At 56.3% G+C, this 15,394-nt stretch carries 14 protein-coding genes; 8 read left to right on the plus strand and 6 right to left on the minus strand.

Features of this window, described 5'->3' with window-relative positions:
• Window positions 1-36: 36 nt before the first annotated feature.
• Window positions 37-1,002, minus strand: a complete 966-nt coding sequence (gene manX, locus M8370_RS04665; RefSeq protein ID WP_250020558.1) for a PTS mannose transporter subunit IIAB — start codon at window positions 1,000-1,002, stop codon at window positions 37-39.
• 315 nt (window positions 1,003-1,317) lie between these two features.
• Between manX and M8370_RS23580 the strand changes: the two genes are divergently transcribed.
• Window positions 1,318-1,476, plus strand: a complete 159-nt coding sequence (locus M8370_RS23580) for a protein YoaL (protein ID WP_372588456.1) — start codon at window positions 1,318-1,320, stop codon at window positions 1,474-1,476.
• Window positions 1,464-3,023 carry a CNNM family cation transport protein YoaE gene (gene yoaE, locus M8370_RS04670; protein ID WP_013096133.1) on the plus strand — a complete coding sequence of 520 codons (1,560 nt, stop codon included), beginning with the start codon at window positions 1,464-1,466 and terminating at the stop codon, window positions 3,021-3,023. The genes M8370_RS23580 and yoaE overlap by 13 nt, the downstream gene beginning before the upstream one ends.
• A gap of 6 nt (window positions 3,024-3,029) precedes the next feature.
• Here yoaE and pdeD read toward each other — a convergent pair whose 3' ends face one another.
• The 4 genes from pdeD to pabB form a co-directional block, all read right to left on the minus strand.
• Window positions 3,030-4,628, minus strand: a complete 1,599-nt coding sequence (gene pdeD / locus M8370_RS04675; RefSeq protein ID WP_038419893.1) for a cyclic di-3',5'-guanosine monophosphate phosphodiesterase PdeD — start codon at window positions 4,626-4,628, stop codon at window positions 3,030-3,032.
• A 130-nt stretch (window positions 4,629-4,758) separates the two neighbouring features.
• Window positions 4,759-6,123 (minus strand): L-serine ammonia-lyase, encoded by a 1,365-nt coding sequence (gene sdaA / locus M8370_RS04680; protein WP_038419892.1) that lies wholly within the window; start codon window positions 6,121-6,123, stop codon window positions 4,759-4,761.
• Window positions 6,124-6,307: 184 nt separating this feature from the next.
• Window positions 6,308-6,886 (minus strand): CoA pyrophosphatase, encoded by a 579-nt coding sequence (locus M8370_RS04685; protein ID WP_013096136.1) that lies wholly within the window; start codon window positions 6,884-6,886, stop codon window positions 6,308-6,310.
• Between the two features lie 2 nt (window positions 6,887-6,888).
• A complete protein-coding gene (gene pabB / locus M8370_RS04690) occupies window positions 6,889-8,217 on the minus strand; it encodes an aminodeoxychorismate synthase component 1 (RefSeq protein WP_047023049.1) in 1,329 nt (442 codons plus the stop codon).
• Between the two features lie 61 nt (window positions 8,218-8,278).
• Between pabB and M8370_RS04695 the strand changes: the two genes are divergently transcribed.
• Complete coding sequence (locus M8370_RS04695) at window positions 8,279-8,461, plus strand: YoaH family protein (protein ID WP_008500497.1); 183 nt, start codon at window positions 8,279-8,281, stop codon at window positions 8,459-8,461.
• A 5-nt stretch (window positions 8,462-8,466) separates the two neighbouring features.
• Here the strand turns inward: M8370_RS04695 and M8370_RS04700 are convergent, their stop codons facing one another.
• Entirely contained in the window at window positions 8,467-8,811 is a 345-nt protein-coding gene (locus tag M8370_RS04700; RefSeq protein ID WP_013096138.1) for a RidA family protein, read from the minus strand.
• Between the two features lie 132 nt (window positions 8,812-8,943).
• Between M8370_RS04700 and yoaA the strand changes: the two genes are divergently transcribed.
• From yoaA to rnd, 5 genes are all read left to right on the plus strand, one after another.
• Window positions 8,944-10,854 carry a DNA repair helicase YoaA gene (gene yoaA, locus M8370_RS04705; RefSeq protein ID WP_057071804.1) on the plus strand — a complete coding sequence of 637 codons (1,911 nt, stop codon included), beginning with the start codon at window positions 8,944-8,946 and terminating at the stop codon, window positions 10,852-10,854.
• 66 nt (window positions 10,855-10,920) lie between these two features.
• Window positions 10,921-11,616, plus strand: a complete 696-nt coding sequence (gene tsaB, locus M8370_RS04710; RefSeq protein WP_248087326.1) for a tRNA (adenosine(37)-N6)-threonylcarbamoyltransferase complex dimerization subunit type 1 TsaB — start codon at window positions 10,921-10,923, stop codon at window positions 11,614-11,616.
• Window positions 11,617-11,653: 37 nt separating this feature from the next.
• On the plus strand, window positions 11,654-12,235 hold the full coding sequence (locus M8370_RS04715; protein ID WP_250020559.1) for a Slp family lipoprotein: 582 nt from the start codon (window positions 11,654-11,656) through the stop codon (window positions 12,233-12,235).
• A 203-nt stretch (window positions 12,236-12,438) separates the two neighbouring features.
• Window positions 12,439-14,124 (plus strand): long-chain-fatty-acid--CoA ligase FadD, encoded by a 1,686-nt coding sequence (fadD, locus tag M8370_RS04720; RefSeq protein ID WP_072193822.1) that lies wholly within the window; start codon window positions 12,439-12,441, stop codon window positions 14,122-14,124.
• Window positions 14,125-14,195: 71 nt separating this feature from the next.
• Window positions 14,196-15,323: a ribonuclease D gene (gene rnd, locus M8370_RS04725; protein ID WP_250020580.1), complete on the plus strand. Its 1,128-nt coding sequence runs from the start codon at window positions 14,196-14,198 to the stop codon at window positions 15,321-15,323.
• Window positions 15,324-15,394: the final 71 nt, after the last annotated feature.

Genomic DNA, 15,394 nt, shown 5'->3' on the forward strand with positions numbered 1-15,394 from the left:
TATTGCATAATCTTTATGTGAAAAACCGGCGCGGGCTTATTTCCCAACTTTGCCGATCAAATCCATCATTTTCAGTTTCGGGTCCGTGGAAACCTTACGGGCTTCCAGTTCAATACCGCGAGCATTCAACTTGTTAAATGCCTCGATATCCTTCGCATCGACTGAAATCGCGTTGTTGACCTGCGTTTTGCCCTGACGGAAAGCCATACCACCAATGTTCACGGAGGTGATTTTCACGCCGCCTTCAACAATGCGCTCGACGTCTGTCGGGTTAGTGAACAGAAGCATCACACGTTCACCGGCATATTTCGGGTTGTTATAGACGCGGATCATCTTGGCGACATCCACCACGTGCGCGGTAACGCCCGGAGGAGCAACCTGGGTGAGGAGGGTTTTACGCACCGTGTCGGCGGCCACTTCGTCGCTGACCACGATAATACGTTGAACGTTGGTCTCTTTGGTCCAGCGCGTTGCCACCTGGCCGTGAATTAAACGGTCATCGATGCGCGCAAGGCCAATCACCATATAATCGTTCGGGCCCATCGGTTTTGCGGGGGCAGCGGCTTTCGGTGCCGCGGCAGCCGCCGGTGTGGGTTTCTCAACCGGCTGTGCCTTCAGCGCTTTCACGCCTTCGCGACCGGTTTCGACCGCCAGGGCAACCAGCTCATCAAAAGCCGGGTTGTCGTCGCGTGCCATGAAGGTTTCCACCAGCATCGGGATATTGACCCCGGCGACAACTTCATAGTGCTCTTTATCGACGACAATGCGGCTGGCAGCGTTGAACGGGCTGCCGCCCCATGTATCAACGAGAAACAGCACGCCTTTGCTGGTATCCAGCTTCGACAGTTGAGCCGTGTATTTCTCAATCAGCGTCTCGGCGTTTTCACCGGGAACGAAATCGATCCAGCCGACGTTTTCCTGCTCGCCCAACAGCATCTCTGCTGTTTTGAGTAGCTGCTCTGCAGCCCAACCATGTGTGCCTATGACAATAGCAATGGTCACTTGCTACCTCCTTTTATTATCATTAATACCTCTGCCAGGCAGACGTACTGAGAATCGTATTGGCGAACCGAATCGATTCAGATAAGGGTTAGAGTTAAAAAAGCTCAGACTTACGCGAATTATTTTAGATAGTGAAAAAATAATTTATGTGATGAAGATCCGTAATTTAGGTTTCGAAAATCAGAAATTACTCAACACAAATTCTGCCTTTTCACGTTTTTGCAAAGGAACGTAAATCTTTGCTAAAAACGTAATGTCTCTGATATGTTTAGCCTCCGTTTAATTGATCAGGAGTATAGGGCTACAGCCCACTATATGGACCGTCACCGACGTCAGTCATCTATCAGGCCACTTCGCGCCTTTTTCACCGGCGATCCTCGCCACGTATCGACTCTGTTTACCGCTGTTTTGCCCACATTGAGTGGGGCACCGTTTCGTCATTCCTTTAGCAGGAGCTTGTCATGGAATTCTTAATGGACCCGTCAATCTGGGTGGGATTGCTCACGCTGGTGGTGCTGGAGATCGTTCTCGGCATTGATAACCTGGTGTTTATTGCCATCCTCGCGGACAAACTGCCGCCAAAACAGCGTGATAAAGCGCGTCTGATCGGCCTCTCGCTGGCGCTGGTTATGCGTCTGGCGCTGCTGTCCGTGATCTCATGGATGGTCACCCTGACAAAACCGCTCTTTACCGTCATGGATTTCACCTTCTCTGGCCGCGATTTGATCATGCTGCTCGGGGGGATATTCCTGCTCTTTAAAGCAACGACAGAACTGCACGAGCGGCTGGAGAACCGTCAGCACGACGATGGTCATGGCAAAGGCTATGCCAGCTTCTGGGTTGTGGTGCTGCAGATCGTGGTGCTGGATGCTGTCTTCTCGCTTGATGCGGTGATCACAGCGGTGGGTATGGTGAACCATCTCCCGGTGATGATGGCGGCGGTGGTTATCGCCATGGCAGTTATGCTGCTGGCGTCTAAACCGCTGACCCGCTTTGTGAACCAACATCCGACGGTCGTGGTGCTGTGTCTGAGCTTCCTGCTGATGATCGGTCTGAGCCTCGTTGCGGAAGGTTTCGGTTTCCATATTCCGAAAGGTTATCTGTATGCCGCGATTGGCTTCTCGATCCTGATCGAACTGTTTAACCAGATTGCACGCCGTAACTTTATTAAGCAGCAGTCCAATCAGCCGCTGCGTGCCCGCACCGCGGATGCCATCCTGCGCCTGATGGGCGGTCGCCGTCAGGTGAATGTGCAGAGTGACACCGAGAACCGTAACCCGGTTCCGGTGCCGGAAGGGGCATTTGTGGAAGAAGAGCGTTATATGATTAACGGCGTTCTCTCCCTGGCCTCCCGTTCGCTGCGCGGCATCATGACCCCGCGCGGCGAGATCAGCTGGGTAGATTCCCGGTTGAGCGTTGATGAAATTCGTCAGCAGCTGCTCTCTTCACCGCACAGCCTGTTCCCGGTGTGTCGTGGTGAGCTGGATGAGATCATCGGTGTCGTGCGTGCCAAAGAGATGCTGGTCGCGCTGGAAGAGGGCGTTGACGTCGAAGCCATCGCCGCCGCCTCCCCGGCTATCGTGGTACCGGAAACGCTGGACCCCATCAACCTGCTTGGCGTTCTGCGCCGTGCCCGCGGCAGCTTCGTGATTGTTACCAACGAGTTTGGTGTGGTGCAGGGGCTGGTCACGCCGCTGGACGTGCTTGAAGCCATTGCCGGTGAGTTCCCGGATGAGGACGAAACACCGGAAATCGTGGCCGATGGTGAAGGCTGGCTGGTGAAAGGTACCACTGACCTGCACGCGCTTTCGCATACGCTGGGGCTGGAAAACGTGGTCAACGATGAAGAAGACATTGCCACTGTGGCCGGTCTGGTCATCGCCGTGAACGGGCAGATCCCGCGCGTGGGGGATGTGATCGAACTGCCCCCGCTGAGCATTACCATTGTTGAAGCCAACGACTATCGCGTTGATATGGTGCGTATTGTTAAAGAGCAATCCGTGCACGACGAAGATGAGTAACGCTTCTTAACGCAACGGCATTAAGGGCACGATGTGCCCGTTATGATGCGCTGGCGGAGGTGAACTCTCCGCCAGCCATTGTGGAAAATCCCGCAGCGGCATCGGCCGCGCATAGAAATACCCCTGCAGAGTATGAACACCGTGTCGGCGTAAGTAGCGCGCCTGCTCCTCCGTTTCGACCCCTTCCGCAACCAGCTCAATATTCAGCCGCTGACCCAGCGCAATAATGATATCTGTCACCGTTGAGTTCACGGCATCGGTTCCAATGGCGGTGGTAAAGGACTGGTCGATTTTCAGTACGTCAGGATGAAGCTTTTCAAGCCAGGAGAGCGAACTGTTCCCGGTACCAAAATCGTCGATAGCCAGTTTGACCCCTTTGCGATGCAGCTCGCGCACGATGCGATAATCTGCATCGACCAGCGCGTCACGCTCGGTGAGTTCGATAACCAGCCGCTGGCTCGGGTTTGCGCTGAACCAGTAGCGGTTCAAATCCTGAAGTAGCACGGCGTGACGGAAGTGGCTGGCCGCCACGTTAATACCGATGTGAAAGCCCGGGTGGGAGGGGAAGTAGCCTATCTGGCGTACCGTCTCGGCAATCACGTAGCGGGTCAGGGGAACAATCAGGTTATGTTCTTCTGCCAGGGGGATGAACACTTCCGGGGAGATCCAACCCTGACGCGGGTTGTTCCAGCGCAGAAGAATTTCCACGCCGATACACTCCTGCGTACGGGCATTCACAAGCGGCTGACAGAACAGCTCAAATTCCCGCGCCGCAATCCCCATATCGATCTCCCACGTGAAGCTCATCCGGTTTGCTGTGGCCAGCCAGGCCAGATACCCCAGAACCAGGCTCAGCATTAACCCCAGCGGCAGCTGTGCCGGCAGGCTTTTAAGTGCCAGCGCGCCAGGACCCGGCCCACTGACCGTGATGGTAAATGGAAAGCGTGTAGAGACTTCCTCTATTCGCGAGTCAGCCTCATTAAACTTCAGCGCGTCGGTAATACCTTGACCGTAGCGTAAAGAGCGATCTCCTACGGTTAACGCCACGTCAGTGATAAGCGGGCGGGGCGGCTCAAGGATCATTCTGGTGATGAGATCGATATTGATCACCTCCATCACCCCCTCTTCACCGCGTTGTGACGTCGGGTGCCACTGGATAAGAATAGGGCTGCCTTTAAGCAGCCACTTATCGGTCGATAAAATCAGTTTTGGCAGACCTGACGGCAGTTCGGGAAATAATTCATGAACCGGGACGGCGCGACTGCCAAAAATACTGGAGCAGTAGAGGATCCCCTCTTTAATCAGGGTAATCGAGCGGACGGTCTGTAAAATGGCAGCCTGCTTACGCAGAGTCAGATGCGCCTGTGGGCACGGCTGGCCGACAAGATCCAACAACTCCGGTCGGCGGTTATCCAGGGAAAGCAGGACGTTTTCAAGTGAGCGAACGGTATGGCTGGCGAAATCGACAATGCGTTGTTGATTAACATTGCGCTGTGAAATAAATCGAATGCCCAACGTCAGGATGAGCGTAAGGAGCGCAACCGTCACGCAGACGATAACGCGTTTTCGGCGATAGTTTTTAATGATCGTTTGTGCGGTTTGCATGAACGGTCGCCTGATACACCTCCAGCCCCAAAAGCCAGACGCAACAGTGAAAGTGTAGTGGGGAAAGTGAAAGGCGACGAGAATCAGAAGGAAATTTCGCCCATCCGTTGCAGATGGGCGAGGGGAGGTATTAGTCGCACTGTACCTTAATGGCCAGACCACCACGGGAAGTCTCACGGTACTTCGCGTTCATGTCTTTACCGGTTTCGTACATGGTCTCAATAACTTTATCCAGCGACACGCGAGGCTCGCTGGTACGGCGCATTGCCATACGGGAGGCGTTAATCGCTTTCACCGACGCAATGGCGTTACGCTCAATGCACGGTACTTGCACCTGCCCGGCAACCGGGTCACAGGTCAGGCCCAGGTTATGTTCCATACCGATCTCCGCCGCCACGCAAACCTGCTCAGGGCTTGCGCCCAGCAGTTCAGCCAGACCAGCGGCCGCCATGGAACAGGCCACACCCACTTCACCCTGGCATCCTACTTCAGCGCCAGAGATAGAGGCGTTCATTTTGTACAGCGCACCGATGGCACCTGCCGCCAGGAAGTAACGGATGTAGATATCTGGCGTAACAGGTTCAATAAAGTGATCGTAATAAGCCAGCACCGCCGGAACAATACCGCACGCACCGTTGGTGGGCGCCGTCACTACGCGGCCACCGGCAGCGTTTTCTTCGTTAACCGCCAGAGCGAACATATTCACCCAGTCGACCACGTTCATCGGGTCGTTGGAGAATTTATCGGTGGTCACCAGCATGCGGCGCAGGGCAGAGGCACGACGCGGTACGCGTAGCGGACCCGGCAGCACGCCTTCGGTGTTCATCCCGCGATCGATACAGGCGCGCATGGTCTGCCATACGTTTGCAAAATAGTCTTCGATCTCTTTTTTGCTGTGCAGCGCCAGTTCGTTCTGCATCACCATGCCGGACAGCGACAGGCCGGTCTCTTTGCAATAACCCAACATCTCGGTGGCCGATTTGAAAGGATACGGCACGTTGACGTCGCCGGTGCTCTCTTTACCGAAATGCTCTTCATCCACGATGAATCCACCGCCGATGGAGTAGTACGTTTTGCTGTAAATCTCTTTCTCGCCGTTCCAGGCATGGATGGTCATGCCGTTTTCATGCAGTGGCAGGTTGTCGCTACGAAAACGCATCCCGTCATCCTGCGGGAAATCCACTTCGTGCTGGCCGTTAGCCAGCAGCAGGCGACCGCGCGCTTCCACGTCACGGATGAATGCCGGGATGGCATCAATATCTACAGTGTCCGGCATATTGCCTGCCAGACCCATAATAATGGCGATATCGGTGTGGTGGCCTTTACCCGTTAATGACAGTGAGCCGTAGACATCCACGGCGACACGGGTAACGCTTTCCAGTAATCCTTTTTCGACCAGATCATCGACGAACTGTTTACCGGCCTTCATCGGCCCAACAGTATGGGAAGACGAAGGGCCAATTCCCACTTTAAACATGTCGAATATACTAATCACTTTCACACTCCTGACAGGGTTACCGGGGTTCCAGTAACGATGTTATAACTGCGCATAGTGTAAGAGGGAACATCGACCTCGGCTTAACTATTCACATGAATTAAACTAATGGTTAACGATGGTTTTGCTAATAGCGCGACGCCGATCGCAAACCTGACAAAAGAGGGTGGAATGTAAAGTATAGTCAAGGCTTCAGGCCGATTTGCAGAGCCAGTTCACGAATGATGCCCGCCGTCATGCCCCAGACAAAATAATGCTGATACCAGGACAACCAGACCCGATGATCGTGTCCACGGCGCTGAATATCCAGCGGGTGATAGCGGCTCAGGCGAAGGGCTTCTTCCAACGGCATTTCAAACACCGCAGACACCTCATCAACACTGGCGTGATACTGAAGGCCGGGCGGGATAATGCCCACCACCGGCGTCACCTGGAAACCGGTCACGCTGTCCACCGGCGGGAGGACGCCGACAATCTCGACGGCCTCCGGTGGGATCGCCACCTCTTCCTGCGCTTCACGCAGCGCCGCGGCAATCAGCGAGGCATCGCTGCTGTCTACCGCGCCGCCGGGGAAAGCGACCTGACCGGCATGTTTGCGTAAATGAGGGGAGCGCTGGGTCAGCAGCAAACCGGGCTGCTCACGGCGCACCACGGGGATCAGCACCGCCGCCTGACGTTGATTAAGCGCTTCGCGGCTCACCTGTGGCCGCAAAAGCTGAAAGCGCGACAGAAAATCATCCAGCGTCAGGTTCTCTCTCTCCACCGTCAGTTCTCCAGTTGTTGCAGGATACGGTTAACTTTATCAAAGGTTTCCTGATATTCCGCCTCGACCTGGCTGTCAGCAACAATCCCGCCGCCTGCGGAACAGTAAAGCTGGCCGTCGCAGGCCGTCAGGGTGCGAATAGTGATGCTGGTATCCAGCGTGCCGCAGACGCTAACGTAGCCAATGCTGCCGCACCAGGCGTTGCGACGGTGCGGTTCCAGTTCATCGATAATCTCCATCGCCCGCACTTTTGGCGCGCCGGTGATGGAGCCACCCGGGAACGCGGCGCGCAGAAGATCGCAGGGGGTACGCGAAGCCGGCAGCTGTGCGGTAATGGTGCTGACCAGATGGTGCACCGCCGGGAAAGGCTCGACGACGAACAGCTCCGGCACGCGAACGCTGCCCGGTACCGCCACCCGGCCAATGTCGTTGCGCATCAGGTCGACAATCATTAAATTTTCGGCGCGGTCCTTCGGTGACGCGGCGAGCTTTTCCGCCTGCTGGCGGTCAGCAGCCGGATCGCTCAGGCGCGGCAAGGTCCCTTTAATCGGGCGTGTCTGGATCTTGCCTTCCGCCAGATGAATAAACCGCTCAGGCGAAAGACTCAGGATCGCGCCCTGATCGAGACGGATAAACGCACTGAACGGTGCCCGGTTGCTGGCATTGAGGCGGGTAAAGGCCTGCCATTCATCGCCCTGATACGTCGCCTGGAAGCGCTGGGCAAGGTTCACCTGATAACAATCGCCGCTTTGCAGATATGCCTGTACGCGTGCGAATTTTTCCGCATAGGTCTGCGGGGTCATGTTTGAACGCCACGCAGAGGTCAGACGGAAATCTGGCGCGGCTGCGGGCTGCTGCGCGTTCAGCCACGCCAGGCGTGCCTCCACATCCGAATGGCTGAGCAGGGAGACCACCTGTTTATGGTGATCGACAATCAGCGCCCAGTCGTAAAGTCCCACCGCCATATCCGGCAGCGGAATATCCGCCTTCGCAACGGAAGGCAGCGTTTCAAAGCGGCGACCAAGGTCATAGCCAAACACGCCCAGCGCACCGCCCTGGAAGGGAAGATCCGGGTTAGGCGTGGCAGACAAACCCAGCTCGTCGATAGCCTCCTGAAGCTTGATCAGCGGATCGTGCGTGGAGGGCTGGTTTTCGGATGTCACCGTGCGCACCGGGTCAGCAACCACAATGTCGAAGCGGCTGTAAGGATGGTCCGCATGGCCGGAATGCAGCAGCATCGCCCAGGGAAGATGGCTCAGACGAGCAAACCAGAATTCAGCGGCGTCAGTACGCCACGGCAGGGTAATAACAGTGGGGAAGCGCATGTTCATGTGTGGCATACTACCGGGCAGCGTGAAATAATTAGCGCGAATAATTTAGCAGGAGTTGACGATGTTTGCAGGTTTACCTTCTCTGAGCCACGAGCAACAGCAGAAAGCGGTTGAGCGGATCCAGGAGCTGATGTCCCAGGGGATGAGCAGCGGGCAGGCCATTTCTCAGGTGGCGGAAGAACTTCGCGCCACCCATACCGGCGAGCGGATCGTGGCGCGTTTCGAGGATGAAGATGAAGAGTAACCGGCTTACACCGCCGCGATAATCTTAATCTCTACCTTGTATTCCGGCTTCATCAGCGTGGCCTGTACGGTACAACGTACAGGCGCGTGACCCGCCACCACCCACGCATCCCAGGCTTTGTTCATAGCCGCAAAATCGTCTTTATTCGCCAGGAAAATGGTGGCGTCCAGAATACGCGATTTGTCGCTGCCTTGCTTTTCCAGCACCGCATCGATCTGCGCCAGGGTGTCAGCTGTTTGTTCAAAGGCATCCGCATCCAGATTGGACGGCACGCCAGTGTAATAGAGCGTCTGGTTATGAATGACTACATCAGACCAGCGGGCTTCGGCATCAATGCGCACAATTGTCATAAACGTTTCCTCGTTACTTTCGTCATCAGGCGGCAAGACTGCCATATTGTTTCGCCGTCGTCACTATTTGGGGTGGCACAGGAGAGAATGGGCTGACATAATCCCTGTGCAAAAATACAGTGAGAGAACACCGTGGCAGACGATTTTTCCCCTGAAGGGCAGTTAGCACAGGCTATTCCCGGTTTTAAACCGCGTGAACCGCAGCGTCAGATGGCGCATGCCGTCGCTCGCGCCATCGATAAGGCACAGCCGCTGGTGGTCGAGGCCGGAACCGGCACGGGAAAAACCTACGCTTACCTTGCACCGGCGCTGCGCGCGAAAAAGAAGGTGATCATCTCTACCGGCTCGAAGGCGTTGCAGGATCAGCTCTACAGCCGTGATTTGCCGACGGTGGCAAAAGCGCTGAAATACAAAGGGCGGCTGGCATTGCTGAAAGGGCGCTCCAACTATCTCTGCCTGGAGCGTCTTGAACAGCAGGCGCTGGCGGGCGGCGACCTGCCGGTGCAGACCCTGAGTGATGTGATCATCCTTCGCGCCTGGGCTAACCAGACGGAAGAGGGGGATATCAGCACCTGCGCGAGCGTGGCGGAAGACTCTCCCGCCTGGCCGCTGGTGACCAGCACCAATGACAACTGCCTGGGCAGCGACTGCCCGCTGTATAAAGACTGTTTTGTGGTCAAAGCGCGTAAAACGGCGATGGATGCAGATGTGGTGGTGGTCAACCACCATCTGTTTCTCGCGGATATGGTGGTGAAAGACAGCGGTTTTGGCGAACTTATTCCTGAAGCGGAAGTGATGATCTTCGACGAAGCCCATCAGCTTCCGGATATCGCAAGCCAGTATTTCGGCCAGTCGCTCTCCAGCCGCCAGCTGCTGGATCTGGCGAAAGATTTTACCATTGCTTATCGCACTGAATTAAAAGATACCCAGCAGCTGCAAAAATGTGCCGATCGCCTCGCGCAAAGCGCGCAGGATTTTCGCCTGCAGCTTGGCGAGCCGGGCTACCGCGGCAATTTGCGCGAGCTGCTGGCGGACAATAATATCCAGCGCGCGCTACTGCTGCTGGATGATGCGCTGGAACTCTGTTACGACGTGGCGAAACTGTCGCTTGGCCGTTCTGCGCTGCTGGACGCTGCCTTCGAGCGCGCCACGCTCTATCGCGGGCGGCTGAAACGGCTGAAGGAGATCAACCAGCCGGGGTACAGCTACTGGTATGAATGTACCTCGCGTCATTTCACCCTGGCGCTTACGCCGCTGACGGTGGCAGACAAATTCAAAGAGGTGATGGCGCAAAAACCGGGGAGCTGGATATTTACCTCCGCGACCCTGTCGGTGAATGACGATCTGCACCACTTCACCGAGCGTCTCGGGATTGAACAGGCGGAGTCACTGCTGTTGCCGAGCCCGTTTGATTATGAAAAACAGGCGCTGCTCTGCGTGCCGCGTAATCTGCCGTTACCCAACCAGCCCGGCGCCGCACGCCTGTTGGCAGCCATGCTGAAGCCGATGATTGAGGCCAACAATGGCCGCTGCTTTATGCTCTGCACCTCTCACGCCATGATGCGCGACCTGGCAGAACAGTTCCGCGCCACCATGACCTTGCCTGTGCTGCTGCAGGGAGAAACCAGCAAAGGGCAACTGTTACAGCAGTTTGTCAGTGCCGGGAATGCGCTTCTGGTGGCAACCAGCAGTTTCTGGGAAGGCGTTGACGTGCGGGGCGATACCCTGTCGCTGGTGATTATCGATAAACTGCCTTTTACCTCGCCGGACGATCCGCTGCTCAAAGCGCGAATGGAAGACTGCCGTCTGCGCGGGGGCGATCCTTTCGACGAGGTACAGCTGCCGGACGCGGTGATCACCCTCAAACAGGGGGTAGGACGCCTGATCCGCGACGTGGACGACCGCGGCGTGCTCGTAATCTGTGATAACCGGCTGGTGATGCGCCCCTACGGTGCGACCTTCCTCGCCAGCCTGCCGCCCGCGCCGCGTACGCGGGACATTAAACGCGCGGTTCGCTTCCTGTCCAACCCAACGGCGGAGTAATTTGCCCGGGAGTGTGCTAAGATGCGCGCCATTTTGTGACTGACCATTGCGAGAGCGCGACGACTGATGCGAATTCTGGCTATTGATACCGCTACAGAGGCGTGTTCCGTTGCTCTGTGGAACGACGGTGCTATTTCTGCTCATTTCGAAGAGTGCCCACGAGAACACACCCAACGTATTCTGCCCCTGGTGAAAGCGATTTTGACCCAGGGCAACACCACCTTAACCGACCTCGATGCGCTGGCCTTTGGCCGTGGCCCCGGCAGCTTTACGGGTGTACGCATTGGGATCGGTATTGCGCAGGGGCTGGCGCTGGGCGCTGACCTTCCGATGATCGGTGTTTCCACCCTGGCGACGATGGCGCAGGGCGCGTGGCGTATGACCGGTGCTACCCGTGTGCTGGCAGCGATTGATGCCCGCATGGGCGAAGTCTACTGGGCTGAATACACTCGCGACGAGCAGGGCGTGTGGCACGGCGAAGAGACGGAAGCGGTGCTCAAGCCGGAAGCGGTAACCGAACGGTTGCAGAACCTCTCCGGTGAGTGGGCGAGGGTAGGGACCGGTTGGGCGGCATGGCCTGACATGGCAAACGGTACCGGCGTAACGCTGGTGGACGGCAACATGCTTCTGCCTGCCGCAGAGGATATGCTTCCTCTGGCCTGCCAGCTGCTCGCAGCAGGAAAAACCGTGGCCGTTGAACATGCCGAGCCGGTTTATTTGCGAAACACCGTCGCGTGGAAGAAACTTCCAGGCCGCGAGTGAATCTCAGTAACAGGAACTGAGAAAAAGGAGTCGCATCATGGCGGTTCAGACTAAAGTAGTACGCCTAATTATGGCAGGCGCTGTGGCCATAGCACTGAGCGGATGCGTTTCCGTTCCTGATGCGATTAAGGGCAGTAGCCCTACGCCACAGCAGGATCTGGTTCGCGTGATGAATGCCCCTGAGCTTTACGTCGGTCAGGAAGCGCGCTTCGGCGGGAAGGTGATTGAAGTGCAAAACCAGCAGGGGAAAACCCGGCTGGAGATCGCCACCGTGCCACTGGATAGCGGCGCGCGGCCGATCCTCGGCGAAACCTCGCGCGGGCGCATTTTTGCCGATGTCAGCGGCTTCCTCGACCCGGTTGATTTCCGTGGACAGCTGGTGAGCGTCGTCGGGCCGATTACCGGCACGACACAGGGCAAAATCGGCACAACGCCTTACAAATTTATGACCATGCAGGTTAACGGCTACAAACGCTGGCGGCTGACACAGCAGGTGATCATGCCGCCTCAGCCTGTTGATCCGTGGATGTGGGGCCCACACCCGTATCGTTACGGCTACCCCGGCTGGGGCTGGTATAACCCAGGCCCGGCGCAGGTACAGACGATCGTTACTGAGTAACTTACTGTTATTGTTAGAAAAGAGACAGCGGCTCAGCCGCTGTCTCTGTTTTTTTACGGCTAAAACGAAAAAAAAGAGTGACGCGCTTCGCAACCTTAAATCTGGGCAATTAATAAACTGGTACGCTGAGTTAATATAATGTTAACAAACTGTTTATTATCGGGGTTGTGATGACGACGAACACTCAATTCAGAGGTGATGCATTGAACAAGGTTTGGCTTAACCGTTATCCCGCAGATGTGCCTGCGGAGATCAATCCTGACCGTTATCAATCCCTGGTTGAATTATTTGAACACTCGGTAAGGCGTTACGCCGATCAGCCCGCGTTTATCAATATGGGTGAGGTGATGACGTTCCGTAAGCTTGAGGAGCGGAGTCGGGCGTTCGCGGCCTATTTGCAGGAAGGGCTGGGGCTGCAAAAAGGGGATCGCGTCGCGCTGATGATGCCGAATCTGCTGCAATACCCGGTCGCGTTGTTTGGTATCCTGCGGGCCGGGATGATTGTCGTCAACGTCAACCCGCTCTACACCCCACGTGAGCTGGAGCATCAACTGAACGACAGCGGCGCGACCGCAATTGTGATCGTCTCAAACTTTGCCCACACGCTGGAGAAAGTGGTCGACAGAACCCAGGTGAAACACGTCATCCTGACGCGCATGGGGGATCAGCTCTCCACCGCCAAGGGCACACTGGTTAACTTTGTCGTCAAATACATCAAACGTCTGGTACCGAAATACCATCTGCCGGATGCCATCTCCTTCCGCCGCGCGCTGCATGCCGGGTATCGTATGCAATACGTCAAACCGGAAGTGGTGTCAGAGGATCTTGCGTTCCTGCAGTACACCGGTGGCACTACCGGCGTGGCCAAAGGCGCCATGCTGACTCACCGCAATATGCTGGCGAACCTTGAGCAGGTGAATGCGACCTACGGGCCGCTGCTGCATCCGGGCAAAGAGGTGGTCATCACCGCGCTTCCGCTTTATCACATTTTCGCGCTGACCATGAACTGCCTGCTGTTCATTGAGCTGGGCGGTCAGAACGTGCTGATCACCAACCCACGCGACATTCCGGGGCTGGTTAAAGAGCTGGCGAAATACCCGTTCACCGCCATGACCGGGGTCAATACCCTGTTTAACGCGCTGCTTAATAACAAAGAGTTCCAGCAGCTTGATTTCTCCACGCTGCACCTCTCTGCGGGCGGCGGAATGCCGGTTCAGCAGGCGGTGGCCGAGCGCTGGGTGAAACTCACCGGCCAGTATTTACTCGAAGGCTATGGCCTGACCGAATGCGCCCCGCTGGTCAGCGTCAATCCGCATGATATCGACTATCACAGCGGCAGTATCGGCCTGCCCGTACCGTCGACGGAAGCCAAACTGGTGGATGATGACGACAACGAAGTTGCACCGGGCGAGCCGGGTGAGCTGTGCGTTAAAGGGCCACAGGTGATGCTGGGCTACTGGCAGCGTCCTGATGCCACCGACGAAATCATCAAAGACGGCTGGCTACACACCGGTGATATCGCGGTGATGGACGAAGAGGGCTTCCTGCGCATTGTCGATCGTAAGAAAGACATGATCCTCGTCTCCGGATTTAACGTCTATCCGAATGAGATCGAAGATGTGGTGATGCAGCATAGCGGCGTGCTTGAAGTTGCCGCGGTTGGCGTACCTTCCGGCAGCAGCGGCGAGGCAGTGAAGATTTTTGTGGTGAAGAAAAACGCCTCTCTTACCGAGGAGGAGCTCATCACGTTCTGCCGCCGTCAGCTCACCGGCTATAAAGTGCCGAAGCTGGTGGAGTTCCGCGATGAGTTGCCGAAATCAAACGTCGGGAAGATATTACGACGAGAATTACGTGACGAAGCCCGTGCCAAAGTGGACAATAAGGCCTGAGCTTCACGCTAATCGCCCAGACGCCGGTTTAGCCGGCGTTTTTTATGGGCGCAAACAAAAGAGAAACCGTTTTGAATTACCAGATGATCACGACCAACGACGAGCTGGCTTCGCTGTGCGAAGTGACGCGCGACTTTCCTGCCATCGCCCTGGATACCGAGTTTGTTCGTACCCGGACGTATTATCCGCAGTTGGGTTTGATTCAGATGTACGACGGCAAAAACGTGTCGCTGATTGACCCGCTCGGCATTACCGACTGGACGCCGATGCGTGACCTGCTGCTTGATACTGCGGTCACCAAATACCTGCACGCAGGCAGTGAAGATCTGGAAGTCTTTCTGAATACGTTTGGCATCATGCCGCAGCCGCTGATTGACACGCAGATCCTCGCCGCGTTCAGCAATCGTCCGCTTTCATGGGGCTTTGCCGCCATGGTTGAGGAGTACACCGGCCTGACCCTGGATAAAAGTGAATCCCGTACCGACTGGCTGGCGCGCCCGCTCACAGAGCGTCAGCTGGACTACGCTGCGGCAGATGTGTTTTACCTGCTGCCGATTGCCGGACAACTGATGAAAGAGGCAGAAGCCTCCGGCTGGCTGCCTGCTGCTCTGGATGAGTGCCGCATGACGCAGCAGCGTCGCCAGGAAATTGCTGACCCGAAAGAGGCCTGGCGCGATATCAGCAACGCGTGGCAGCTGCGTACGCGTCAGCTGGCCTGTCTGCAATTATTAGCCGACTGGCGCCTGCGTAAAGCGCGCGAACGCGATTTGGCCGTTAACTTTGTGGTACGCGAAGAGCACCTGTGGGCGGTCGCACGCTATATGCCAGGCAGCATGGGTGAGCTGGACAGCATTGGGCTTTCAGGCAGCGAAATCCGCTTTCACGGAAAAACGTTGCTCGCGCTGGTGGCCAAAGCGCAGCAGATACCGGATGACGCACTGCCAGAGCCGCTGCTGAATCTGATGGATATGCCGGGTTACCGCAAAGCGTTTAAAGATATTAAAGCGCTGGTGCAGGCTGTGGCGGCAGAAAGCAAACTGAGTGCGGAATTGCTGGCATCACGTCGTCAGATAAACCAGTTGCTGAACTGGCACTGGAAGCTGAAACCGCAGAATGGCTTACCGGAAATGATGGCGGGCTGGCGCGGGGAATTGATGGCCGATCGCCTGAATACGTTGCTGGAAGGGTATCCACGATAATCAATATGCCGGGCGATATACCCGGCATATTCCCCCGGAGGCGCTGCGCTTACCGGGGCTACGAAATCAAA

It is taken from the genome of Enterobacter cloacae complex sp. OE43NF (assembly GCF_023544405.1).
Classification (GTDB): Bacteria; Pseudomonadota; Gammaproteobacteria; order Enterobacterales; family Enterobacteriaceae; genus Enterobacter; species Enterobacter cloacae.

What these genes read in the sequence shown, in the direction of transcription:
- M8370_RS04695 (WP_008500497.1), top strand. Translation starts at nt 8,279, where the DNA reads ATGTTTGCAGGTTTACCTTCTCTGAGCCACGAGCAACAGCAGAAAGCG.
- pdeD (WP_038419893.1), bottom strand. Translation starts at nt 4,628, where the DNA reads ATGCAAACCGCACAAACGATCATTAAAAACTATCGCCGAAAACGCGTT.
- M8370_RS23580 (WP_372588456.1), top strand. Translation starts at nt 1,318, where the DNA reads ATGGACCGTCACCGACGTCAGTCATCTATCAGGCCACTTCGCGCCTTT.
- M8370_RS04700 (WP_013096138.1), bottom strand. Translation starts at nt 8,811, where the DNA reads ATGACAATTGTGCGCATTGATGCCGAAGCCCGCTGGTCTGATGTAGTC.
- yoaE (WP_013096133.1), top strand. Translation starts at nt 1,464, where the DNA reads ATGGAATTCTTAATGGACCCGTCAATCTGGGTGGGATTGCTCACGCTG.
- M8370_RS04715 (WP_250020559.1), top strand. Translation starts at nt 11,654, where the DNA reads ATGGCGGTTCAGACTAAAGTAGTACGCCTAATTATGGCAGGCGCTGTG.
- tsaB (WP_248087326.1), top strand. Translation starts at nt 10,921, where the DNA reads ATGCGAATTCTGGCTATTGATACCGCTACAGAGGCGTGTTCCGTTGCT.
- pabB (WP_047023049.1), bottom strand. Translation starts at nt 8,217, where the DNA reads ATGAACATGCGCTTCCCCACTGTTATTACCCTGCCGTGGCGTACTGAC.